The organism is Alteromonas sp. Cnat2-8, assembly GCF_022348355.1.
GTDB lineage: Bacteria > Pseudomonadota > Gammaproteobacteria > Enterobacterales > Alteromonadaceae > Alteromonas > Alteromonas macleodii.
In genome coordinates this window covers 493,246-517,681 of the sequence record NZ_JAKREX010000005.1, presented here as the reverse complement: position 1 = coordinate 517,681, position 24,436 = coordinate 493,246, and the positions used below count along the sequence as shown (strand labels likewise).

The 24,436-nt window shown below is 45.1% G+C and carries 16 protein-coding genes; 9 read left to right on the top strand and 7 right to left on the bottom strand.

Translation table 11 applies throughout. The features are described from left to right. The first annotated feature begins 107 nt into the window (after positions 1-107). Entirely contained in the window at positions 108-2,426 is a 2,319-nt protein-coding gene (locus MHN00_RS15805; RefSeq protein WP_239301730.1) for a phytase, read from the top strand. A gap of 190 nt (positions 2,427-2,616) precedes the next feature. On the opposite strand, the gene MHN00_RS15800 is transcribed toward MHN00_RS15805, so the two are convergent. The 3 genes from MHN00_RS15800 to MHN00_RS15790 all read right to left on the bottom strand — a co-directional run bounded on the left by MHN00_RS15800 (position 2,617) and on the right by MHN00_RS15790 (position 8,215). Further along, entirely contained in the window at positions 2,617-3,036 is a 420-nt protein-coding gene (locus tag MHN00_RS15800) for a CBS domain-containing protein (protein WP_014949170.1), read from the bottom strand. A gap of 180 nt (positions 3,037-3,216) precedes the next feature. After that, positions 3,217-4,284: an isoaspartyl peptidase/L-asparaginase gene (locus tag MHN00_RS15795; RefSeq protein WP_239239895.1), complete on the bottom strand. Its 1,068-nt coding sequence runs from the start codon at positions 4,282-4,284 to the stop codon at positions 3,217-3,219. Between the two features lie 148 nt (positions 4,285-4,432). Then, positions 4,433-8,215: an ATP-binding protein gene (locus MHN00_RS15790; RefSeq protein WP_239301729.1), complete on the bottom strand. Its 3,783-nt coding sequence runs from the start codon at positions 8,213-8,215 to the stop codon at positions 4,433-4,435. 241 nt (positions 8,216-8,456) lie between these two features. On the opposite strand from MHN00_RS15790, the gene sbcB reads away from it, so the two are divergent. Both sbcB and MHN00_RS15780 read left to right on the top strand, forming a co-directional pair. Beyond that, positions 8,457-9,887: an exodeoxyribonuclease I gene (gene sbcB, locus MHN00_RS15785; protein WP_061094820.1), complete on the top strand. Its 1,431-nt coding sequence runs from the start codon at positions 8,457-8,459 to the stop codon at positions 9,885-9,887. A 127-nt stretch (positions 9,888-10,014) separates the two neighbouring features. Then, a complete protein-coding gene (locus tag MHN00_RS15780) occupies positions 10,015-11,670 on the top strand; it encodes a FapA family protein (RefSeq protein WP_239301728.1) in 1,656 nt (551 codons plus the stop codon). A 19-nt stretch (positions 11,671-11,689) separates the two neighbouring features. On the opposite strand, the gene MHN00_RS15775 is transcribed toward MHN00_RS15780, so the two are convergent. The 4 genes from MHN00_RS15775 to MHN00_RS15760 form a co-directional block, all read right to left on the bottom strand. Beyond that, a complete protein-coding gene (locus tag MHN00_RS15775; protein WP_039227064.1) occupies positions 11,690-13,093 on the bottom strand; it encodes a transporter substrate-binding domain-containing protein in 1,404 nt (467 codons plus the stop codon). Between the two features lie 132 nt (positions 13,094-13,225). Next, the gene (gene kynU, locus MHN00_RS15770; protein WP_239301727.1) at positions 13,226-14,461 is read right to left on the bottom strand and encodes a kynureninase; all 1,236 of its coding nucleotides are present in this window, start codon (positions 14,459-14,461) and stop codon (positions 13,226-13,228) included. Next, a complete protein-coding gene (locus MHN00_RS15765) occupies positions 14,451-15,578 on the bottom strand; it encodes an alpha/beta hydrolase (RefSeq protein WP_239301726.1) in 1,128 nt (375 codons plus the stop codon). Before MHN00_RS15765 ends, kynU begins: the two co-directional genes overlap by 11 nt. Positions 15,579-15,673: 95 nt before the next feature. Further along, positions 15,674-16,849: an acetyl-CoA C-acyltransferase gene (locus MHN00_RS15760; RefSeq protein WP_014949162.1), complete on the bottom strand. Its 1,176-nt coding sequence runs from the start codon at positions 16,847-16,849 to the stop codon at positions 15,674-15,676. A 352-nt stretch (positions 16,850-17,201) separates the two neighbouring features. On the opposite strand from MHN00_RS15760, the gene MHN00_RS15755 reads away from it, so the two are divergent. From MHN00_RS15755 to MHN00_RS15730, 6 genes are all read left to right on the top strand, one after another. Beyond that, positions 17,202-17,609 (top strand): MerR family DNA-binding transcriptional regulator, encoded by a 408-nt coding sequence (locus MHN00_RS15755; RefSeq protein ID WP_014949161.1) that lies wholly within the window; start codon positions 17,202-17,204, stop codon positions 17,607-17,609. Continuing rightward, positions 17,606-18,775, top strand: a complete 1,170-nt coding sequence (locus MHN00_RS15750; protein WP_014949160.1) for an isovaleryl-CoA dehydrogenase — start codon at positions 17,606-17,608, stop codon at positions 18,773-18,775. Before MHN00_RS15755 ends, MHN00_RS15750 begins: the two co-directional genes overlap by 4 nt. A 255-nt stretch (positions 18,776-19,030) precedes the next feature. Further along, on the top strand, positions 19,031-20,638 hold the full coding sequence (locus MHN00_RS15745; RefSeq protein WP_239301725.1) for a carboxyl transferase domain-containing protein: 1,608 nt from the start codon (positions 19,031-19,033) through the stop codon (positions 20,636-20,638). A gap of 11 nt (positions 20,639-20,649) precedes the next feature. Further along, entirely contained in the window at positions 20,650-21,450 is an 801-nt protein-coding gene (locus MHN00_RS15740; protein WP_039227072.1) for an enoyl-CoA hydratase/isomerase family protein, read from the top strand. Further along, positions 21,440-23,458 (top strand): acetyl/propionyl/methylcrotonyl-CoA carboxylase subunit alpha, encoded by a 2,019-nt coding sequence (locus tag MHN00_RS15735; RefSeq protein WP_239301724.1) that lies wholly within the window; start codon positions 21,440-21,442, stop codon positions 23,456-23,458. The genes MHN00_RS15740 and MHN00_RS15735 overlap by 11 nt, the downstream gene beginning before the upstream one ends. A 4-nt stretch (positions 23,459-23,462) precedes the next feature. After that, positions 23,463-24,359: a hydroxymethylglutaryl-CoA lyase gene (locus tag MHN00_RS15730; protein WP_275444368.1), complete on the top strand. Its 897-nt coding sequence runs from the start codon at positions 23,463-23,465 to the stop codon at positions 24,357-24,359. Positions 24,360-24,436: the final 77 nt, after the last annotated feature.

Below are 24,436 nucleotides of genomic sequence, written 5' to 3'. Positions count from 1 at the left end.
CGTAGGTAGTTTGGCCTTCAAACCTGCTCTTAATAATCTGTAAGCCATGCTTTAGTCGATGCGCCATGCATGGTTTGATCTCAGTAAGATTCAGGACAATAACAACAATGACCAATCAGCGTCACACCAAAACAGTTTTTAAAACCACATTTACCACAGCGACACTTTCAAGCGCACTTTTGACGTTGTTCGGTTGCGCAGCCTCTCACGATACTAATACCAGCGCAGATACCAGTGCGAATATCAAGTTAGCGCACAGCGAAAGCCAGTTAGTAAAAGCAGAAAGCCAAGACATCGCATTACCGCTAACAAAGCAAAAAAATGGTCTAAGCCTGACTATGCACTACCAAACGCACGCCGAGCATTCTAACACCAAAAGCGCTTACAAAGACGCTTACAAAGACACCCATGCTAACAACATTAGCAAGGACGCTCGCGCCAACCACAAACATAAAGTTTACGATGACACCCACGCTATCAACATTAATGTTAACGAACATAAGGGTATTTCACTAAGTAACTCTGAAGGAAAAAAACACTTCATTGCGGGACATTACACCTTAGCAAATGCTGAAGTTGTGGAGTCTAATTCAAAACAATGGGTGTCTTTAGTAGTGTTCAATAACAACACCCAGTACATAGAGGTGTATCGCATTAACGCCGCGTCTCTTGAGATTGATCAACCGCAAACTCAATTGACCAAAGGTTCTGAAGCCATTTGTGCTACAACATCAAGCGCTGGCGAACTGCAAATTGTTAATATCGATGCGACCGGCACACTGAATCAGTATGAATTTTACAACGGGCGCTTTTTATCGCTTAGAGACTTTGCGATAGGTCCAGGCATTAAAAGTTGCGCGATAAATGCCAACATCGAAACGCTATACCTTGCTGACGAATTTGCCGGTGTGTGGCAATTAGATACCGATATTGAAAGTGAGCTAGCAAAAACCCTTATTTTTCACGATCAAGATGTGGCCATTGAAGGTGTAGCCACCCTATCTTCAACAACGGTAGATGGCGTGGATATCGCTGCCTGGGTGAGTCCGGATGCCAGCGGGATATGGCTCAAAGCACCATGTCTTACGCAATTTGTCTCGCTAATAAATACGGCGAACGAAAGTAACTCAGCAGATCGCCAATTAAAAGCAACCGACAAGTCTACTTCTATTCAGCCTGAATTCGTTCACCTGTCGTTAAGTGAAGAAGGCTCACACATTTCTCTTGTTGTTGATGATGATGAATCAGGCGACGTGTTTTCTGCCGAACTTCCCTCAAAACTAAGCGCAGCTTTACTTCATCGACAATGCGGCACCGATTTTAAAGCTACCTCGCCAAAAGAAAATCACATGGAGAAGGCATATACAAATAACAGCGCATCCCAACATGCAAACCTCACTATCAAGGTTAAACCCGATGTTGAAACTGACCCAGTGGAAAATCATGGCGACGCTGCTGACGACCCTGCCATTTGGGTCAACTCGCACAGCGCTTCACAAAGCCGCATAATCGGCACCGACAAAAAAGGCGCATTGAATAGCTATGACTTAGCCGGCAAGCTAGTGCAAAGCCTTCCTGTTGGCAGAGTGAATAACGTTGATGTGGGATACAAGGTATCTGTGGCAGAAACCAAAGCACAGCAAAGCGATACGCCACTTATCGATATCGCAGTAGCATCAAACCGGTCGAATAACAGTTTGTCTGTATTTGAAATAGATAAACGCGGCCATATGACTCAACTTGGCCACATAAGCACTACACTCAATGATATATACGGCATGTGTCTGTTTGTGTCAGGCGGAGTAGCTCATGTATTTGCTAACGACACCAGTGGCCGCTTCGAACGGTATAGCGTGTCTATCTCCCCAGACAAATCTGTTGATGGACACTTAACACAGTCCTTTTCACTGCCTTCACAGCCAGAAGGATGTGTTGTGGATACTAAAACGAGCACGGCATACTTAGGTGAGGAAGGTGCTGGGATTTGGGCCTTGGATATTACTTCAAACAGCAATCAGCCTCAGTTCATCGCTGAGATAGAAGCTCCGGTAGAAGCTGATGTAGAAGGTTTGGCTCTGTTTAATGTAGATGCACAAACTTACCTAATCGCATCGAGTCAGGGTAATAACAGTTATGCTATCTATCACGTACACAATGAGAACCCTGAAGTCTTGGAACTTATGGGGCTTGTTCAAATTGCGGCAGATAAAGCCACGCAAATTGACAGCGTGTCGGAAACAGATGGGCTTGATGTAACCAACGCTAACTTGGCAGGAAGGTTCACCGAAGGGCTTTGGGTAGTACAAGATGGAAGAAACGTCATGCCTAGCGAGACCCAAAACTTTAAGCTAGTTGCTGGTGCCTCACTTAAAGATGCGATCAGAAAATTAGCGAACGCCAAGCGTGAACGCCACTCAGACATGTAATAAATAATACGAAAAGTAAATAAAAAGGAGGCGTTAAGCAAGTTAACGCCTCCTCTCTGGTATATGATAAATACATGGCGCCGCTCTAGCTTCAAGCCGTTCTAACCCAGCGCCGCATCTTCATTCATTACGCTACCTGCAGCACTAAATCCTACCAAGCTAAATAAAAGTGCGTTATCCCAAACAACGTCTAACCCGCGCGCTGGTATCCATCATTCAATTGAACATCAATAGCCCGTAGCACGGCCGTTCGATTAATTGAGCCTAACAGTACCCCGTCATCATCAACAATGGGGTAAACTCTCGGCTTTTCCTTTAACAGTAATTGGGCTAACTCTATTACCGACATATAAGGTTTGATAGAAATCACAGGGGTTTTCATGATTTCCCCTACTCTACAAATTTGTTCGCGATAGTAGCTTGACGCAATCATTTGAGCGATACAGTCTTGCTCAGACAAAAAGCCCACCACTCTACCTTTGCTATCGAGTACCGGACCACCACTCTGCCCACTGGCTAACAGCACTTCGACGGCCTGCGCAACGGGCATATCGACATTAAGCTTCACTGGGTGAGTATTCATATAATCACTGACTTGCAACGATTCCATTTTCAATTCTCCAGCCGTGGCGCCTAATGTGACCGATACTGCGACTTAATTGGCGTTACGGCACTTCAATTATTTTTAACCACATGTGAAAGCAATTTTCCCCCACACTTTAAGATTAGACGTTTCGTTGCATACAAGCCAGCACATTTAACATTAAAATAACAAATAGTTTTTCAGTGATCAGTCTTTGTAAATTGCCACTTTCACTTTACCATTTATGTCAACGCTAGCGCGGTACATACCCGCAGAATTGAACGGCATAGCGACGTTACCTTTAGCGTCAATAGCAATCACACCGCCATCGCCACCGGCTTTAACTAGTACGTCGTTAACTACAGTGTTCGCAGCGTCGTTTAACGTTAAACCCTGGTACTTCATTCGCGCACAAATATCTGCTGCCACGTTGTATCGAATAAAATATTCACCATGTCCTGTGGCCGATACCGCGCAGCTTTCATTGTCGGCATAGGTCCCCGCTCCAATAACAGGCGAGTCTCCAATACGTCCGTACCGTTTAGCCGTCATTCCGCCAGTGGATGTTCCCGCGACAATGTTGCCTCCTTGATCCAATACTACGGCTCCAACAGTGCCAAAGCGCTCATTGCCTTGCTGCGAACCGTAACCACTCGATACCTGCTGCATACGTGCTTTCGCTTTATCTAAAGCTTGCTTGCGAAACTCGGTATCAAAAACGGTGTTGTCTACCTGTTCAAGGCCGTTTTCTTTTGCGTAATCTTCAGCGCCTCTCCCTGAAAGCATAACGTGTGGAGATTCATTCATTACCAATAACGCAGCCTCTATTGGGCTTCTTATTGTTTTCACCCCCGCAACAGCACCTGCATTTTTACTGCCGCCGTGCATTATCGACGCATCAAGCTCGTGCTCACCGTCGAAGGTATATACCGCACCGATGCCAGCATTAAATAACGGCGAGCTTTCAAGAATTTTGATGGTTTCTACTACCGCAACCTCACCTTTTTCGCCTTTCTGCAACAATGCGTAGCCATGCTGCACCGCTTGGGTTAATACGCTTTTATAGTCCGCTTCTTTTTCTGGCGTCATCGATGATTTTAAAATGGTTCCTGCACCGCCATGAATAGCGATAGCTACGGGTGTTTTTCCTAATTGTTTGGAATCATCCGCTAATGCGGGAACACTCGTAATGGCAAACGATGCAGCAAGCGCGCCTATTGCATACAGTGCATGTCGAACTTTATTCGGCTGGCGAAAAATACGAGATGGGTTCAAAAGCTTTACTCCTAATAGCTACGTTTTACGTGCGCGCATAACCTGTGAGATGGTTTGAGTACAGATTTCTAGAATCAATTCAATGCGCTCTGTTGATGCGATTTTTACGCGACCTTAGACGTAAGATGACACAATTAGCTTAGGTAGGCTAGGCTACCTCAAGGATCTCTAAGAAAGTATTAAGATCATCGGTGATGGAAGGGAGTAACGCTTCAGCGTCTTCCCACTTTTTCGCCTTTGACAACTCCCATAAGCTCTCAAAGTCTCGTTGTAACTGTACGGCACCAATATCTGCAGACATACCTTTGAGCTTCAATGAAAGCACCTGAAACTTTTCGAAGTCTCGACTATCAACAGCCTGCTGCAGTAATTTAAGCTTGTCAGGCGCGCTTCTGGAATACAGGTCGCAGACACGAGAAAATAGCGCTTTATCGCCCATTATCCGAGCAATGGCATCGTCTTTTTCCCAACATCCATCAAGCCCCTCTGAATTGTTTTCATCAGCTTGAGTTTGATTGACGTTATCAATTTCAGCCTCCTTCTCCGAGCCCTCGCGAGCGGCAATATCATTAGCTATCTTCGCATTCTGTAACGCGGGGGCTATTTCTACTTCAGACTCTTTACTTGACTGAGCCTCTGTTCTTGAATTCGATAGCGTGTCGCAGTCCATTTCTTTCGAGATGGCACTCAACAAAGTGTCAACCAGTGGAGGTTCGCTGGCAGTGATTCCGGTACTTGACCTTGTATCTGTATCATTAAGCTCTGCACTTGCTAACGCCGTTATTTGATGCACTAACCATTGTTTCACTTTAGGAATAAGTACATCGGCCATGACAGGCTTTGTCGCAAAGTCGTCCATACCTGCCTCTAAACATTTCTCTTTTTCGCCGAGCATGGCATTGGCTGTCATGGCAATTATAGGTACATCTTTGTGCATCGCTCCTGCCTTACCTTCTCGTATGGCTCGGGTAGCGTCATAACCATTCATATTAGGCATCTGACAATCCATCAATATGCTGTGAATTCTGCGGCCTTTGCTTTCACATTTCGTCAAGAACGCCACAACTTCCTCACCATCGCTGCAGGTAAACAATTTAACAGGTAAACTTTCCAGCACTCCCTTCGCCACCTCGCGATTGATCATATTGTCATCAACTATCAATAAGTTGGCATTCTCAATAGACAATTGCTGCTCAGTATCGTCTGCTGCCTCTTCACCGTCTGAGATGTCCTCAGCTTTCCCTTTACCCGATGAGATATCTGATTGGTTTAATGTATATCCCGACAGAGCAGCGTCTAACCCTTGTTGGACAATTGCGAAACTCGACCTGAATAATGGCTTTGGCAAGTAAAGCGGCACAAGGTGATTGAAGTGGAAAGGTGTCCCTTCTAGTTTTTGAAGAATATAAACCACAGGTAACGAACCAGCGTCTTTAGTGGCAGCTTGTGCCTGCCATATATCATCTAGCTCACGAATGAGTGAACTGGCCTCATCCACAATAATGGCATTAAATTGCGTCCAAGGTACTGTTCCTAATTCAGAATGCTTACCTATTACTTGCGGCTCTGCACCGACGTGTAAGGCTAAACAACAAATGTTTTCCTCTAAAGGTGGATAACTTGCAGAAACACCGATTGTGATCCCGTTAAGAAGCATACTTTCGTTTTCCACCGCCATTTTATGCTCGAACGCGCTGTCGTACGTTGTTTCAGGAAGAGTAACGAAAAATGAGAAGGTGCTGCCTATGTCCACTTCAGAGTTGAACGTAATGTCTCCTCCCATAAGCTGGCTCAATTGCTTGCAGATAGACAAGCCAAGTCCGGTACCTCCGTATTGGGTAGCAACAGATGCATCAGCCTGTGTAAACGCGGTAAACAATTTGGGCTGATTTTCTTGTGCTATCCCTACGCCCGTGTCACATACGCTGAAATGAAGCTGTTGTGTCCCCGCATCTACATCACTTAACGATGCTTGTAGCTTTATATGCCCTTTTTCAGTGAATTTAATAGCATTGTTCAATAAATTACTAAGAATTTGGTTGATTCTGTGTGGATCTGAGTTTATTTCCACGGGGGGAAGACCTGTTGTGTCAACAAGAAGCTGTAGTCCTTTAGAAGCTGCCTTAACGGTAAAGACCTTGGCGATAGACTCGATAAGTGCAAGCGGGTCAAAATATTGATTATTAATATCAAGCTTGCCCGCTTCAATTTTAGACAAGTCGAGAACGTCGTTAATCAGCACACTGAGATTGTTGCAGCTAATTTCCATCATGGAAACAAGCTGTTCAGCTTTCTCATTAAGGGGCTGACGCTTAAGTAGCGCCAAGGAGCCAACTACCCCGTTTAACGGTGTTCTCATTTCATGGCTAATATTGGAAATGAAAGAGCTTTTAACACTGCTCGCTTTTCGCGCCTCTTGCGTCGCTTCAACAAGTTCTTTCGTCCTGCTTACCACTTTTTCTTCAAGCTTCAGGTTTACCCTTTCTATCGCGTCTTTTGCCTTGCGTTCGTCGGTCACATCTCTAATTACAACAGCAACGCCTGAAAACTGTGACTGTTCACCCCAAATGGTAGATGCGGTTATAAGTAGCGTGTGCTCTTCTTTTTCGTCATCGGTGTAAGGGGTTGTAAAGGTACTTTGCTTTCCGCCTTTGGTGAGAACCGATTCAAGCCCTAATAGAGAAAGCTCCTCAAATGACGAATAGTGATGATTTAAAATAAGCTGGCTTGGGATCCCAAAAAGTGACTCGGCTGCCATATTCCAACTTTTCACCACGCCAGCAGAATCTACGCTAAAAATCGCATCTTTAGATATAGCGATAATAGCAACGGACTCACCGCGCACCTTAGCCAGCTCAATGTTTTTACTGTTACTTCGGTGTACGAAGAGTAAAACGCTTACAAAAATTAGCGTAACTACCCCAATTACACTGTAAACGCTAATCCTCTTCTCATTGATAAGGGCTGCCACTTCTGACTGAGACAATGCCGTATGAAGAAAAAACGGGGCGGTTTGCTGATTTCCGTTTATCGTAAAAGCACGAGTGACCGTATACAAAGATGAGTTTGTCTGTGCGGTCTGTTTAATTTTAGCCCTGCCTATTTTCGAAGGGCTTTCGAACTCGCTCGCCCAATTCACCATAGGATTTAAATCTCTGGAGAAGGACTTATCACTGTCTGGATGACTGACAAAAAAGCCTTCACTGTCGGTAACAAATAGCAATTGATTGCCGACAAGCGTTTGTTCCATTTGCGACAGTAGAAACTGGGCGTTTACATTCATGATTATAAAACCATAACGCTCACCAGAGCTGCTGAAGATTGGAAGAGAAAGGCGAATAACGCTTTTATAAGGAAACTCGAGCTTCCCATATTCACGATTCAAATTGATTTCTGAAATATAAAACTCGCCCTTATTGCGCTTAACACTCTCTATGAAGTAACTTCTCGCTGCTTTAGGTTGTAAATCGTTGTCCTTAACTACTAAAACACTTCCCCCGTTTCTTTCCACCCGAATAAACTCATTTCCATCCTCATTGGCTTGAATGATCCTTAATTGATCCACTTCTTCGTTATTTTCGATAAAAGCAACGAAAATCGTTTCTAGTCGCTGCTTCCACTGTTCCAACGTCGTACCGTCTTTGGGGTCTAGATTTTCATTTTCAGTCGCGCGGACGATGCCGCTTATAGGTGGTGTCTGATGTAGAAAGTTAAGCGCATTGATATACTTTCTCACCTGAGAGTTTGCAGCATTTTCAGCACTGGCGGCACTCTCTTCTAATGCCGTGAAAGTTTGAGATTCAGCCGTCGCTTTGATATTACTTTCGAACAAACCAACAACAAGTACAACAAGCACTGTTGCAAGTACTAACGCTAAGCCTAAAGTACTCTTAGCTTCACTGATGGATGAACTGGATTTAAGGAACGACAAACAGGCAATATCCGTATAAATTTTGATAACTTAAAGCTAGTCATCATTTTGTTAATGCGCAAGTTTCGCGTGATACATCAAAACGGAAAATACTCAAAAAAAGACAATGATTAACGCGTTTTTTTAGGTCTTGCCGATGGCGAACAAGTAAATCACTGTTCATATTAACGCCAGCATTTGGTATTCAATTTCTCGCGGTGTACACTGCCATCAATATTTCTCTAACATCGCAATAGTGGTTATGCACGCACCTACATTTTTGTGGCACGATTTTGAAACCTTTGGCACCAGCCCACAAAAAGATCTCCCCTGCCAATTCGCTGCAGTAAGAACTGATATGGATTTAAATGTGATTGGTAAACCCATAAATATCATGAGCGCCATTGCGAATGATTATTTACCACATCCAGAAGCGTGTTTGGTGACCGGCATAACACCGCAGCAAACCATTCGCGACGGTTCTAACGAAGCTGACTTCGCCGCGCGAATTTATCAGGAAATGTCGACGCCAAATACCTGTAGTGTGGGCTTTAATAGTATCCGATTCGACGATGAAGTCTCCCGCTACCTGTTTTATAGAAACTTTTACGACCCATATTCACGTGAATGGCGAAATGGCAATAGCCGTTGGGATATAATCGATTTAGCGCGAGCGTGCTATGCACTGAGACCCGATGGTATTAATTGGCCACGCCGAGAAGATGGTGCACCAAGCTTTAAACTTGAGGCGTTAACTGCAGCTAATAATATTGGCCACGAAAACGCTCACGATGCTTTGAGTGACGTCTACGCCACAATAGCCCTTGCTAAACTGATAAAAGAAAAGCAGCCTCGCCTTTTCGATTATGCGTTGTCGTTACGCAGTAAACACACGGTGATGCAGCAAATCGATCTCACTAAACCATCGGTATTGCTTCATATCTCGTCTAAACTCCCTGCCTCTCAAGGCTGTTGCACTTGGGTTATGCCTGTGGCGAAGCACCCAACCAACAGCAATGCATTTATCGCTATTGATTTATCGCATGACATTGACAGTTTAGTGAATGACACACCAGAAGAGATTAGACAGGCGCTTTATGCTCCGTCAGATACATTTGACGATCCGTTAGAAAGACCAGGGCTTAAGCTCATTCACGTCAACCGCTCGCCGTTTATTACCACAGCTAAAGCAATGACAGAAGACAATGCAGCACGACTAGGACTGGATCGCGAGCGCTGCTTAGACAATTACAAAGTACTTGCCAGTATGCCCGAACTGGCCACTAAAATCGTAGATGTCTATGATGACGACATTCAAAGTGGTGAACTGGATATAGATCACGCGCTATATAGTGGTGGGTTTCTTAATGACGAAGACAGAAGGTGGTGTGAGCGTGTAATTGAAGCACAGCCCGATGATTTAGCCACTCTGAGTGAAAAAACACAGCACGAAGGGCTCAGAAAGCAGCTATTTCGATACCGCGCTAGAAATTATCCTAATACGCTGACCGCAGATGAAATGACCAGGTGGCAGCATCATCGCCAAGCTCGCCTGACTGATTCAGCTTTTCACGGCTCAATCACATTAGAAAACTATATGATGCGGTTGGAATCACTGGCGCATGAACACAGCGACAATCCTGAGAAGCAGGCCATTTTACGCGCACTTTACCAATATGCCGAAAACCTTTGACGGGCGTTTTAGAACGCCTTAAATTAGTAGATGAAAAAAATAGACAGGCCGAGAACAAGTCAACGTCAAGTAATCGATAGATGCCGCCGATAAAAAGAATACACGTGCGCAAGGGAATAAAGAAGTTATGAATGGCGTAACAATAAGCTTCGATAAATCAAGAACCTACATTAACTTACAGTTAAATCCTTCTGATTTCACGTCAGAAGTTGATAGTAGGGAAATAAGAAAGCAACTAGAGAGCGGAGAAACTAGGCGGCTGTATGTTTCTGAAAAAGCGTTAAAGTCGGCCTGTGATACGGCTAATCATTATTTTAAGACGGGTGATAGCACTGTTGTTCAGGAACGCATTGGCGAGCGCAAAAATGCTGAAATTGAATTTCGCATTCCCGAGGATGGGATGCAGGCGAACCTTGTGCTGACCACACCCTATGGCGGTAAACTTCCCTCATTAAGTACCGTTAAATCTCTAGCAGTAAAAAACAGAATCATTCGTGGCTTAAGCACCAAAACCATTGAATCTATGCTTACCCAAGCAAGGCAGTCTCCTCCAGGCACAGTACTAGAGCAAATTGTCGCGAAAGGCCTACCAGCTAGAAATGGCAAAAACTCAAAATTTATTCCCCTGGTACCAAACGCACTTGAAAGGGTGTTAAAACCCCAGACGGGTGATGGCGAGCGCGTGGACATGCGTAATTTAGGCGAAGTAATTTGCGTTAAAGTGAACACGCCTGTGCTGAGAAGAACCGAGCCAACTCAGGGCCGTTCTGGCTTCGATATCAAAGGGAATAAAATTCCAGCCGTTGCGGGCGAATGGGTTAACTTTAAAATGGGCAGCGGCACCGTGGTGTCCGACAGCGACGCCAATTTATTAATGTCTGCAATTTCTGGTATGCCGAAATACCGAGACCAGATAATGAACATTGACGATACCTTCATTTGTAGCGGCGTGAACGTTGGCTCTGGGCACGTGAATTACGAAGGTGCAGTATTGGTAAACGGCGATGTTACAGAGAAAATGCAAATCAAGGCCGCTGGTGATGTAACCATTAACGGCTTTGTGGAGTCGGCGTATATCGAGTCTGGCGGCGACATCATCATTACCGAAGGCGCGATGGGTAAAGTTAACGATACCCAAGGTGAATTCCAATGCCAACTAGTCGCAGCCGGCAGTATCCACGTTCAACACGGTCAAGGAATTGATATTCAATGTAGCGGTAATATTACTGTTGGTCGTCAGTTGGCGTATAGCCGCCTGCGTTGCGGCGGCGCAGTCATAGTTGGACAAATTGATAAGCCCATGGGAAACCTATTTGCTTGTGACATTATCAGCCAAGATCGCGTTGAAGCTGGCACTTTAGGCGCTGTATCTGGCAGTACGTTGAAAGTTGATTTTAGCCCGGGCTTTAACCAATTGTTAGAGCGCAAAGACTCTTTAGATGAATTGTTGAAGCAAATTCGCGAAAACAATCTTAAACACAAAGAAAAGATTAACCTTATTCAAGGTAAGAAAGTACCTAAAGAGCTTCAACGTAAAGTAGCTGAAGCGTTAGAGCTTTTTAACAATGAGAGCGCATTGCTGGAGTGGCTTGAAAACAAAGCCAACGACGTCAAAGCGGCAAAAGAAAACTACCAGTCTGATATAAAACTTATCGCAAACAAACGTCTTTATCCCGGGGTCTCGGCGAAGCTTAATAACCGTAACTGGCGTTCTGAGCGAGAATACGACAGGGCGCAAATTCGTTACGATTCGCACCAATGGCACTACGACCCTTTAATTTGACCTAACTAGTTCACTGAAGTTACTGTGCCACAGTTACGTTGCCATACCCTTGGCGCTTTGACTGGTACAGTGCCTTCATGGTGCGTTCAAACCACTCTGTGAATTCCTCAGACTCCCTGAGCTCAGATAAACCCATGGCCGTTTTAAAGCTCTCGACAAGCGAGTGATGGGTAGAAATGCAGTCTAACAATCTGTCTGCAAGGTTTTTAGCTGCGTTTAACTCGGTTTGAGGGCACAAGATAATGAACTGTTCACCGCTAAAACGCGAAACAACATCGACTTCTCGAACGGTATTTAGACAATTCGTTGCCACGGCTTTTAGCGCCTCTTCTTTAGCCGAGGGCTCAATTGAATCTCTGTCATCGCTTACAGGGGTTAGTTCGATAACAATTAACGAAGCCGTAGTGTGAAATCGATGGAAACGTGAGATTTCTTCTTCCGCACGCTGGATCATATGATTGCGGTTATATAGCCCCGTTACCGTGTCGTGAGCAGACAAAAAAGCAAGGGTCTTGTTCTTTTCTAACAAGGTTGCTTGTAACGCACCTATTTCCTCGTTTTTCTGGTTAATAATACGCTTGTAGCCGCTAACGTTTCTATTTCTAAAAGTAAAAAGCAAGAAAACTAAAATGACAATTGCGGTGCTCAAAACCATAACGACATAGTTACGACTATAGCGAACTTGGACATTATTCCACTGCTTATAAATTTCTACCTTTCGCGTTTCTGGAATACGCTCAATGGCAAAGTTAAGCTTGTCCACCAGGTGGCCATAGGTTTTGTTCACACCAAAAGCTAATGAGTCGAAGGGCTCGGCGTAACCAACAATATTGAGGTCTTTCAGTTTCAAATTATTGATGTGCATATTCACGCTCATTAATGAGCCCACCATTACATCAAACTCATCATTCGCCAGCTGCTTTAGCCCTTCTTCTTCAGACGGAATAAGCTTTAAACGTAACCCCGGATAGTGACGTGAAATATATTCAACTTGGCGATAACCCTGAACAATCCCTACTACTCGATTTCCCACTCCAGCATAGCCTTGTATCATTGGCATTCCAGACTTAGCCACCAGCACATTGGGCGCTTCAAAATACGGCACACTAAAGTCGAGGAACTGCTTTCGATAGTCGGAAGTATTTAGCATGGGGATAACTTGGCACTTCCCCTGCTGAACATACTCTAGGCTCTGTTGCCAGCTCTCAGTGGGCACTAGGGTAAACGTTAACTCAGATATTTCAGCAATAAGCTGCATATATTGGGCAGAAATCCCCACATGGATACCGTTTCTGATTGCTTCGTAAGGCGCCCAGTTAGGATCTATACAGTACGTTACATTATTAGATTGTTCAGATGCCGCCTTTTGACCAGCTTCTGCTTGTAGGAGCGCGCTAAAACAACTCGCTCCTACAAACAACATGGTACAAAGCAGATATTTTCTTATTTTTTTCAACTGCACACCCAAAACATGTGAAGATATCGATGACAACCGCGAAGTATTAAGCGTAAATTCAAAAATTGCAATTATTTAGCTGATAATCTCGCTTTTCAGCTAGGTAACGCTCTGTCTTTGCTGAAACTCATCGTTTTCATAGCGCTTTTCATTCATAATTTCGGTAAGGCTTGCCACCGCTTTTTCAATATCGACGAAGCTTAAATACAGTGGCGCAAAACCTATTCGCAGAATATTTGGTGCACGGAAATCTGCAATCACCCCCTCAGCGATCCAAGCTTGGCAAATGGTGTAAGCGTGGTCGTGAGCGAAAGCTAGCTGACTACCTCGATTATCAATATTGGGGCTTACAATGGAAAATTTGTCCAGAAGGCCTGCGCGCTTGGCTTCAGCGATGAAAAATGCCTGTAGCTTTTTGGATTTTTCATCAATAGCTTTAAGTGATACATCTTCAAATACGTCTAATGCCGCATCTAAAATGCTCATTCCAATAATTCCTGGCGTTCCGCACAAGTTTTGCTTCACGGAATTGTCGCCAGCGTAATCAGGAAAAAATGAGAAAGGCGAGCTGTGCCCCATCCAACCGGACAAAGGTTGTTGATACTGTGCTTGATGTCGTTTAGCGACATAGATAAACGCTGGCGCGCCAGGGCCACCATTTAGATATTTGTAGGTACAGCCGACTGCAAAATCCACATTACATGCGTCTAGGCTGACAGGAAATGCTCCAGCACTGTGCGCTAAATCCCACAAAGTTAAAATGCCTTTTTGATGGGCTTGCTCGGTAATGGTTTGCATATCGAGTTTGTTGCCACTTCTGAAATTTACCTGTGTCAGCATCAGTACGGCAATATCATCAGTTAGCTGTGATCCAATACATGCTTCGTCAACATAGCGAATACTGTAATCGCTGCCGAGTAAGTCAAGCAGGCCTTGCACCATGTATATGTCGGTAGGAAAATTATCGCGGGTAGTCGCTATTACCTTGCGACTTGGGTGCATTTTCAACGCCGCACTTAATACTTTAAACAGATTAATAGAAATGGAGTCACAACAAATAACTTGGCCACTTTTAGCGCCAATCAGGCCGCCAATCTTATCACCCACTATTTGAGGTAGATGGATCCACTGATGCTTGTTCCAGCTTGTAATGAGCCCCTTTCCCCACTGTTCATTGACAACTTCGTCAGCTCGCTGTTTGGCTGCCTTAGGCAGAGGCCCTAGCGAATTGCCGTCTAAATAGACCGTATTAGCGGGAAGCGAAAACGCCTGCGCCTTGTCACGGAGTGGATCTTTAATATCAAGTTGTTCAGCTGAAAAAACCTTATTCATCATGTTCACTAATAACCTCAAGTAAAGCATCAAAGGATGTTGATTCAGGGTGAAGCCAATCGAAATGGCCACCATTTTTAATTATTTTTTGGTTGGTTCCAGATAATACAGCGTGGCGCGCTGGCACAATACTATCAGCATCGCCTTGGAGTAGTGTAATTGGCAAACTGCCATGGGTTGGGCTTGGTGTCGCCCTTTGATACGCGGTTGGAACATCTTCAGGCGTTCCATTCATGAATTTCGCTGTAGCCGACTGGCAACTGTTGTGGCCCATGGCATAGGACTGGATGTCCGTAATTGCCGCTAACCCGATAATCCGTTTTATGTTTGCGCGCGACAAGTTCAAGGATGATGAAGAAAGACGTTGCGCAGCAAGCAGAGCTAAGTGCCCACCAGCAGAATGCCCCGCAATGTAAATGTTAGTGTAGCGCCCTTCGTTCTCTATTCGTTTTAAGGCTGTGCTTATTGCTTGTGTCACGTCGTCTAAACTACCGGGCCAGCCACCGCCTTCATCACCTACGCGCCGATACTCTGTTATGTAGACCCCCATCCCAAGCTCTGCTAAAGCATGATACATCCCTTTCGCATGTTCGTAACCGTAGGCATTAAGCCAACACCCACCGTGAATAAATATTAACGCTTTATCAGCGTACATTTCGTTCGTAGACGAACGTCCATGCCAAGTATAAATAGTTTGTAGTAGGTCATCGCCGTAGCTGAATTGTTCATCAGCTTCGCTTGTTGGCAAGACACCCAACGCTGAATAAGGTACCTGGCTTATTTTCTTGGGGTAGATAGCTGACGATTCACTGTTGGCATGGGTGTCATCCGAAGTCTTTTTTTCTTCGTTAGTGTGGGTGTCTTCCGAAACAGCGTCGTCAGAACCATCAACGGTTGATTGAGCTTCGTGAAGCGCAGACAGAGTTAAGTCATCGTGGGTGTCTTCATTACTCGATAAAGAACGTGATTCCTCGTAGTGAGTGCCATTGTTACCGTGGGTGTCTGCGTAAGTCGAGTTTACTGAAAACGATGAGTCAGCTTGGACTTTCGCAACAAGCGTTAAAGTGGATAGCGCAACCGCAAGGGTTATAGAATTGATAACGTAAGTCACTGTCTTCATGCTTTTGTATCTTTCTTTATATTGAACCACAGAGCGAAATCAATGTGATTAGGCTCCGTGATTAAATATTTTACATATTAGCTATCTATAGTGGCTTAGAGCATTTCAACGGCAAGCGCTACACCCTCACCACCACCAATACATAAAGATGCGATACCTTTGCGACCACCGCGTTGCTTTAGCGCGTGAAGTAGTGTTACCAAAATGCGTGCACCAGAGGCTCCAATTGGGTGACCCAATGCACAAGCGCCGCCTTTTACGTTTACTTTACTTTCATCTAGTCCAAGCTTCTTGACAGCCAACATGGTTACCATGGCGAAGGCTTCGTTAATTTCGAAAAGATCGACTTCTTCTTTCGTCCAACCTGCTTTATCCAGCACTTTTTCCATAGCGCCAACAGGCGCAACGGTGAAGTTTTCAGGTTCAATAGAATTTGTAGCGTGAGCAACCACGCGCGCAAGCGGTGCTAGACCAAGTTCATTTGCTTTGCTTTCGCTCATTACAACCAGTGCCGCTGCACCATCAGAGATTGAGCTTGAGTTAGCAGCCGTGACTGTACCGTCTTTTTTGAAAGCCGGTCTTAGTGTTGGAATTTTTTCTGGGCGAGCGGAACCTGGGCCTTCATCGGTATCAACAACGGTATCGCCCTTACGAGAAGAGACTGTCACGGGTACTATTTCATCGACGAAAGTTCCGCTGTTTATTGCTTCATGTGCCTTGGAAAGCGAGCTTAGAGCAAACTCATCCATTTCACCGCGAGAAATATTTTCTTCATCAGCAGTATCCTGTGCGAAGCAGCCCATTGCTTTGCCGTCATAGGCATTTTCCAGACCGTCTAACATCATATGATCAAGTACTTGACCATGACCCATACGATATCCCGTTCTAGCTTTAGGCAACATATATGGCGCATTACTCATGCTTTCCATCCCGCCTGCCACGACTGCTGTCGCACTGCCTGCTTTAATTAAGTCGTGGGCCATCATTACCGCTTTTAAGCCCGACCCGCATACTTTGTTGATAGTTGTCACACCTGCACTTAGCGGAAGCCCCGCCCCCAGTGACGCTTGTCTCGCCGGAGATTGACCAAGACCAGCAGGTAATACACACCCCATGATGACTTCATCAATTACAGAGACATCCATCTCTTCACAGGCTGCTTTAATCGCAACTTCTCCAAGTTTGGTCGCAGCAAGCGAAGACAAATTACCGTTGAAACCACCCATTGGTGTGCGCTTAGCCGCGACAATAACTACTGATTCGTTACTCATAACCGTGCCCTTAAAATTCATTAAAATTATAGAGTTAAGTGAAGAAAGCTACGTAGATGTATACAAAAGTAAACACCCCTAACAGCTACAACGTCTTGCCTTCACCATGAAAAATTGACGTTAGCAAAATGTTACTTTACCTTAACGTAAAATGTAATTAACGTTAACGTAAACCTGTACTAAGTATGTGTCAACCAAACACTACGTTTTAATATAGCGGTATATAAAACCATCTACCTTAAAACGATAGTGCTATTGCAATGACACCCAACCTACTACAGAGAATTTAATTACAAAGACACCCACGTCAAAACAAGGGTGTTAAACAGCGCTGAAATACAAGGTACGTGTAATGAGCAAGTACGACGACGAAACAACATATGCAATAGGCGAACTCGCTCGAGAGTTTGACATTACTCCTCGTTCAATTCGTTTTTACGAAGAACAAGGCCTAATGTCACCGTCAAGAACGGGACAAAATCGCGTTTATCTGAACAAAGATAGAGTGCGCTTAAAGCTGATCTTGCGAGGAAAACGACTAGGATTTTCCCTTGCTGAAGTCAAAACACTGTTCGACATGTACGACACCAACCCCAATTCGGCTATTCAGTTAGAAGCCATGCTCGAAATGACTGAACAGAAAAGAGCGGTGCTTAAACAGCAGCTAGAAGACATCCAGATGTTAATGACTGAACTGGATGATGTTGAAGCACGTTGCCGTGAAGAACTAGCAGAACTCAAACGAGGAAATATCGCATGAACACCTCCTACCCTACTTTAAATTTTGGACTTGGCGAAGACATCGAGATGTTACGTGATCAGGTCTATCAATTTGCACAAAATGAGATTGCTCCTCTTGCTGAACAAGCAGACGCAGACAACCAATTCCCAAACCAATTGTGGACAAAACTTGGCGATATGGGCCTATTGGGCGTTACTGTTTCAGAGCAATATGGTGGCTCTGATATGGGCTACCTTGCGCATACTATCGCAATGGAAGAAGTTAGCCGCGCGTCAGGTGGTATCGGTTTGAGCTATGGCGCACATTCGAATCTTTGTGTTAACCAGATCTTTAAAAACGGTAATGATGCCCAGCGTGAAAAGTACCTACCTAAGTTAGTAAGCGGTGAGCATATTGGTGCACTGGCAATGAGTGAACCTAATGCAGGTTCGGACGTTGTTAGCATGAAATTGAAGGCTGAAAAACGCGGCGACAAATACATTCTTAACGGCAACAAGATGTGGATCACAAACGGTCCTGATGCACATACATTTGTTATCTACGCGAAAACCGACCCTAACGCAGGGCCAAGAGGGATCACAGCGTTTATCGTAGAGCGCGATTTCCCTGGCTTTAGCCGCGCACAGAAACTCGACAAACTAGGTATGCGCTCTTCTAATACCTGTGAATTAGTTTTCGAAGATTGCGAAGTACCAGCTGAGAACATTCTTGGCAAAGAAGGCGAAGGTGTTCGCGTACTTATGAGTGGCCTAGATTACGAGCGCCTTGTTTTATCAGGTGGCCCGCTAGGTATTATGCAGTCGTGCATGGATATCGTAGTACCTTACATTCACGACCGTCAGCAGTTTGGTCAATCAATTGGTCAATTCCAGCTAGTACAAGGCAAAGTAGCTGACATGTACACGCAAATGAATGCCGCACGCGCGTATGTCTACACCGTTGCACAGTCATGCGATCGCGGTGAAACAACGCGAAAAGATGCTGCAGGCGCTATCCTTTATTCAGCGGAACTGGCAACCAAAATGGCATTAGATGCCATTCAGCTACTTGGTGGTAATGGCTACATCAACGAATACCCGACTGGACGCTTATTACGTGATGCCAAGCTTTATGAAATTGGCGCAGGAACGTCTGAAATTCGCCGAATGCTTATAGGCCGCGAGCTATTTAACGAATCGAAGTAATACGGAGTTCTGGGTGGAAACAAACTTCGTTTGAAACAGGGAAGCTTAGGTATTCCCTGTGTCATAGAAATTAGGAAGACACCCACCCTACTCTATTTAAAGTAGATTTAGAAACGCTGAACTTTATTAATAGGCTAATGAATTGCAAAGACACCCATCGCAGCGAAAGCGCTTAGCATGGGTGTCTTGCTAATCATCTTGCTAACTAGTGGCTAACGCGACAGCCGTCGCCTAGGCCCAACACAAGGAGGGGTTATGCCCGTTCTTCGCTCAAGTATAAATACGAAATCTGAAACATTTATCGCAAATGCTGAACACATGCAGGCTCAGGTAAATGATCTCTTCGAAAAAATCGAACAAATTTGCCAAGGTGGCGGTGAAAAAGCGGCGGAGCGCCACGTGTCTCGAGGGAAACTTCTACCTCGCGACCGAATCAACGCACTGATTGACCCAGACACGCCCTTTCTGGAAATAGGCCAACTGGCAGCATGGGAAGTCTACGAAGACTATGTACCTTGTGCCGGAGTCGTTGCCGGTATAGGCATCGTTGCTGGTATAGAGTGTATGATTGTAGCTAACGATGCTACTGTAAAAGGCGGGACTTACTACCCTCTTACTGTGAAAAAGCACCTTCGCGCTCAGACTATCGCAGAGCAAAATAACCTTCCTTGTATTTACTTAGTAGATTCAGGTGGCGCTAACTTACCTCGCCAAGATGATGTATTCCCAGATAGAGAGCACTTTGGTCGTATCTTTTTTAATCAAGCGAATATGTCTGCTAAGAATATTCCTCAAATTGCGGTAGTAATGGGTTCCTGTACAGCCGGTGGTGCTTATGTTCCCGCCATGGCTGATGAAAGCATTATCGTTAAAGAACAAGCGACTATTTTTCTAGGCGGCCCACCGCTTGTTAAAGCTGCAACAGGTGAAGTGGTTACCGCAGAAGAGCTTGGCGGCGGTGACGTTCATACTCGAATTTCGGGCGTTGCCGACCATCTCGCTAACAACGACCACCACGCACTCTCACTAGCGCGCAATGCTGTCTCCAGACTAAACAGAAAGAAGCCAGAATGCCTGGATGTAGCCGAGGTAAAACCTCCACGCTACGACACCAAAGAAATATACGGCATTGTGCCTGCTGATAGTCGTCAGACATACGATGTAAGAGAAATCATTGCGCGTATTGTGGATGATTCAGATTTTGATGAATTCAAACCGCTTTACGGCACAACCTTAGTTTGTGGTTTTGCGCGCATTTTCGGTTTCCCTGTAGGCATTGTGGCTAACAACGGCATACTTTTCGGTGAAAGCGCGCTTAAAGGTGCGCATTTTGTCGAACTATGCGCCATGCGAAAAATCCCTCTCGTATTTTTGCAAAACATCACAGGCTTTATGGTCGGTAAACAATACGAGCACGGCGGTATCGCAAAACACGGTGCAAAAATGGTAACCGCTGTAGCATGTGCGAATGTACCAAAGCTCACTGTCCTTATCGGCGGCAGTTTCGGAGCAGGCAACTACGGCATGTGCGGCAGAGCCTATGACCCACGCTTCCTTTTCATGTGGCCAAACGCTCGAATCTCTGTAATGGGTGGTGAACAAGCTGCCGGCGTTCTCGCTCAGGTTAAGCGCGACCAAAAAGAGCGCTCAGGCGAGTCCTGGACCGCTGAGGAAGAAAAGGCGTTTAAGCAACCTGTTATCGATACGTACGAAAAACAAGGACATCCATACTATGCGTCTGCGAGGCTATGGGATGATGGTGTTATTGACCCTGCGGATACTCGATTAGTGCTTGGCTTATCGCTTTCAGCGACACTTAACAAGCCTATCGAAGACACCCAATTTGGCATATTTAGAATGTAGGAGTGCTGGTAATGGAACAATCAGTTATTTACAGCGTAGATGAAAGAAACATTGCCACTGTTACTTTAAACAGAGCTGAAAAACACAATGCCTTTGACGACGAAATGATAAACGAGCTTACTCGCGTTTTTAAAAAAGCGGGTGAAGATAAAAGCGTTAGGGCACTAATCCTAAGAGCTGAAGGCAAAAGTTTCAGTGCCGGGGCCGATCTTAACTGGATGAAAAAAATGGCCAGTTATACCGAAGCACAAAATGAAAGTGATGCACTTGCATTAGCAACCATGCTGCAGACGCTTTATAAAATGCCGAAGCCCACGATAGCAAGAGTACAAGGTGCAGCTTTTGGCGGTGCTGTTGGTTTAATTGCATGTTGCGATATTGCTATTGGAAGCAAGCTCAGTAAATTTTGCTTAAGTGAAGTTAAAATTGGCCTTATTCCAGCAACTATCAGCCCTTACGTTGTTGAAGCAATGGGCGCACGAGTATGCCGACGCTACTTCCAGACCGCTGAAGTATTTTCTGCGCGCAGAGCGAGACGACTTGGACTTTTGAGCGAATCAGTAACAGAAGACGAACTCGATAGCACTATCGACAATATTTTATCAAACATACTGAAAAACGGCCCCCAAGCAGTGGCGAAAGCAAAAGACTTAGTGCAATGGGTGTCTACGCAAGAGATTAACGATGCCCTTCTCACACAGACGAGCAAACTTATCGCACAAGTTAGGACATCTGAAGAAGGTCAAGAAGGTCTGTCAGCCTTTTTAGAAAAGCGCAGTGCTTCATGGGTGGAGGTTAAGAATGATAAATAAATTACTAATTGCAAACCGTGGTGAAATTGCATGTCGCGTTATAAAGACAGCCAACGTTCAAGGTATAAAGACTGTAGCCGTTTACTCTGACGCCGACAAAAATGCCCTTCATGTACAAATGGCTGATGAAGCTGTTTATCTAGGGCCATCTCCGTCGAAGGAAAGTTATTTACGAGGCGAGTTGATCATTGAAAAAGCAAAGGAGCTTGGTGTAGACGCTATCCACCCAGGCTACGGCTTTCTCTCGGAAAATGCTGAGTTTGCGAATCTATGCGCCAAAAACAATATTATCTTTGTAGGCCCACCAGCATCTGCAATTGAAGCGATGGGATCTAAGTCTGCCGCTAAACACATTATGGAAAAAGCAGGTGTTCCTTTGGTACCGGGTTATCATGGCGACGATCAAAGTGAAGCAGTATTAAAAGGCGCTGCCGATGATATGGGCTACCCAGTCCTATTAAAAGCCGCTGCTGGCGGTGGCGGTAAAGGCATGCGCCAAGTTTGGAGTGAAAAAGAGTTTTCTCAAGCATTAAACGCAGCCAAACGTGAATCTATGGCGAGCTTTGGTGACGACCACATGCTGGTTGAAAAGTACCTGACGCGCCCTCGCCATGTTGAAATTCAAGTTTTCTGTGACACCCATGGCAACGGCGTATACCTTTTTGAACGTGATTGTTCAGTTCAACGCCGACACCAAAAGATTATTGAAGAAGCCCCTGCTCCCAACATGTCTCAGTCAGTGAGAGAAAAAATGGGTGAAGCGGCGATACTCGCGGCGAAAGCCATTAACTACGTAGGTGCGGGAACGGTTGAGTTTTTACTTGATGAAGACGATTCATTTTACTTCATGGAAATGAATACACGCTTGCAAGTAGAGCATCCTGTGACAGAAATGATCACCCGTGAGGATTTGGTTCACTGGCAATTAACTATTGCCGAAGGAAAGCCCCTTCCTAAACAACAAAATGAACTCACCTTAACAGGACACGCATTCGAAGCGCGCATTTATGCTGAAGATCCAAACAACGAGTTTCTACCTTCTACCGGCACGCTGCGCCTGTTACGCACACCAAAAGAAAATGACGTAGTTCGCGTTGACACAGGTGTCGTTGAAGGTGATGAGGTAAGCGTTTTTTACGACCCAATGATTGCCAAGCTTGTGGTTTGGGGAGAGAACCGTGAGATAGCGCTCAAACGCCTAATTAGTGCATTGGGTGACTACTATATTGACGGTGTAAGCACAAACATCGACTTCTTAAAGCGTGTCGCTACACACCCTGCGTTCGTTGCCGCTGAGCTTACAACTACGTTTGTGGAGAAACACCATGATTCGTTGTTTAGCGCGACAAGTGAGGATGCAGCTAGCGATGACACCCAAGTAAACATTCCTGTGATGGCATTGCTTTCACTTTTAAATAGAAAAGTTTCTAGAAGCGATAAACCCCCATCTGTGTGGTCAACCGCCGGTGCGTGGCGCGCTAACGCAAATCACACAGAAACTCTCACCTTGCTTTGCAACCAAGAAGAAGTGCATGTTGGAGTCAAACACCAGCGGCACGGAACTGAAGATGCTTGGGAGCTAACTGTTGGAGACAATTCCTATGACGTTACAGGCAAGCTGGTAGATAGTGCTTTGCATGCAACAATTAATGGGTACAAATCAACATTTACGTATTCAGATAATGATGGCGTGTTTACACTCTTCAACAAAGACACCCATGCTAAGTTCAGCCTAATCTCAGCATCTCTTGGTGATGATAACGATGATAATGGCGACGCTAATTTCAGTGCCCCGATGAACGGAACCATAGTGGCGCATTTGGTCGAAAAGGGTGTATTGGTCAAAAAAGGGGAGCCTATACTAGTTATGGAAGCGATGAAAATGGAGCACAGCATCATTGCCCCGCACGATGGTGCAGTGGAAGAATTCTTTTTCAATCCCGGTGAACTAGTTGACGGTGGCGCAACACTGTTGGCGTTCTCCACTAAAGAAGCTGCCGAGGTTTGATGTGATGTTTCCTAAAGAAGTGAGTATTGTTGAAGTAGGTCCTCGAGATGGCCTTCAGAATGAAAAGCAGGCCTTAAGCGCCGAACAAAAGATTGAACTTATTCAACTTCTTTCTAAAACTGGCCTTAACCGTATCGAAGCAGGAAGCTTTGTATCACCCAAATGGGTGCCCCAAATGGCAAACTCGGATGCGGTTTTTAAGGCGCTTAGCCCCGAAGACGAGATTCATTATTCTGCATTGACACCCAACCTTAAGGGCTTGGAAGCAGCCATTGAAGCGGGTGCGAAAGAGGTTGCAGTATTCGGTGCTGCCTCTGAATCCTTTTCACAAAAGAACATTAACTGCTCTATAAGCGAGAGCTTAAAGCGTTTCGAGGCTGTGTTTGACCTGGCAAGCGAAAACAAAATCAAAGTGAGGGGCTACGTTTCGTGCGTAATGGGGTGTCCTTATGAAGGTAAAATTTCACCTAGTGCCGTTACACAGGTGAGTAAGGAACTTATTGACATGGGGTGTTACGAAGTATCCCTTGGCGATACTATCGGCGTAGGTACACCAATGTCTACAAAACTTCTATTAGATGACGTCTTAAATGAGGTTGATGTCAGCAAAGTTGCCGCCCATTTCCATGATACTTATGGACAAGCGCTAGTGAATTTATACACTGCCCTTGGATATGGCATCTCTTCCATTGATTCAGCTGTTGCAGGACTTGGAGGCTGCCCGTATGCCAAAGGCGCAAGTGGGAATGTTGCAACGGAAGACGTCCTATATATGTTGAACGGTATGGGTATATCAACAGGTATAGACATGACGAAGTTGTTAAAAGCGTCTTCTTACATTTCAGAACTTTTAGGCCGCTCTCCCGTGTCGAAAGCAGCTAATGCGCTTCTAGCAAAATAAAAAACTGATGGGGGGATGCGGTAATACGCCCCCTCTAAGAAAGACACCCACCCTAATTGTGAAGTCTCACTTTAAAT

Bases quoted from the DNA above. Each gene is read 5' to 3' on its own strand.
- MHN00_RS15775 (WP_039227064.1), bottom strand. From the start codon at position 13,093: ATGTTGTTTGTAGGAGCGAGTTGTTTTAGCGCGCTCCTACAAGCAGAA.
- MHN00_RS15800 (WP_014949170.1), bottom strand. From the start codon at position 3,036: ATGGAATCGTTGCAAGTCAGTGATTATATGAATACTCACCCAGTGAAG.
- kynU (WP_239301727.1), bottom strand. From the start codon at position 14,461: ATGATGAATAAGGTTTTTTCAGCTGAACAACTTGATATTAAAGATCCA.
- MHN00_RS15740 (WP_039227072.1), top strand. From the start codon at position 20,650: ATGGAACAATCAGTTATTTACAGCGTAGATGAAAGAAACATTGCCACT.
- MHN00_RS15760 (WP_014949162.1), bottom strand. From the start codon at position 16,849: ATGAGTAACGAATCAGTAGTTATTGTCGCGGCTAAGCGCACACCAATG.
- MHN00_RS15735 (WP_239301724.1), top strand. From the start codon at position 21,440: ATGATAAATAAATTACTAATTGCAAACCGTGGTGAAATTGCATGTCGC.
- MHN00_RS15780 (WP_239301728.1), top strand. From the start codon at position 10,015: ATGAATGGCGTAACAATAAGCTTCGATAAATCAAGAACCTACATTAAC.
- MHN00_RS15730 (WP_275444368.1), top strand. From the start codon at position 23,463: ATGTTTCCTAAAGAAGTGAGTATTGTTGAAGTAGGTCCTCGAGATGGC.
- MHN00_RS15745 (WP_239301725.1), top strand. From the start codon at position 19,031: ATGCCCGTTCTTCGCTCAAGTATAAATACGAAATCTGAAACATTTATC.
- MHN00_RS15755 (WP_014949161.1), top strand. From the start codon at position 17,202: ATGAGCAAGTACGACGACGAAACAACATATGCAATAGGCGAACTCGCT.
- MHN00_RS15750 (WP_014949160.1), top strand. From the start codon at position 17,606: ATGAACACCTCCTACCCTACTTTAAATTTTGGACTTGGCGAAGACATC.
- MHN00_RS15805 (WP_239301730.1), top strand. From the start codon at position 108: ATGACCAATCAGCGTCACACCAAAACAGTTTTTAAAACCACATTTACC.
- MHN00_RS15765 (WP_239301726.1), bottom strand. From the start codon at position 15,578: ATGAAGACAGTGACTTACGTTATCAATTCTATAACCCTTGCGGTTGCG.
- sbcB (WP_061094820.1), top strand. From the start codon at position 8,457: ATGCACGCACCTACATTTTTGTGGCACGATTTTGAAACCTTTGGCACC.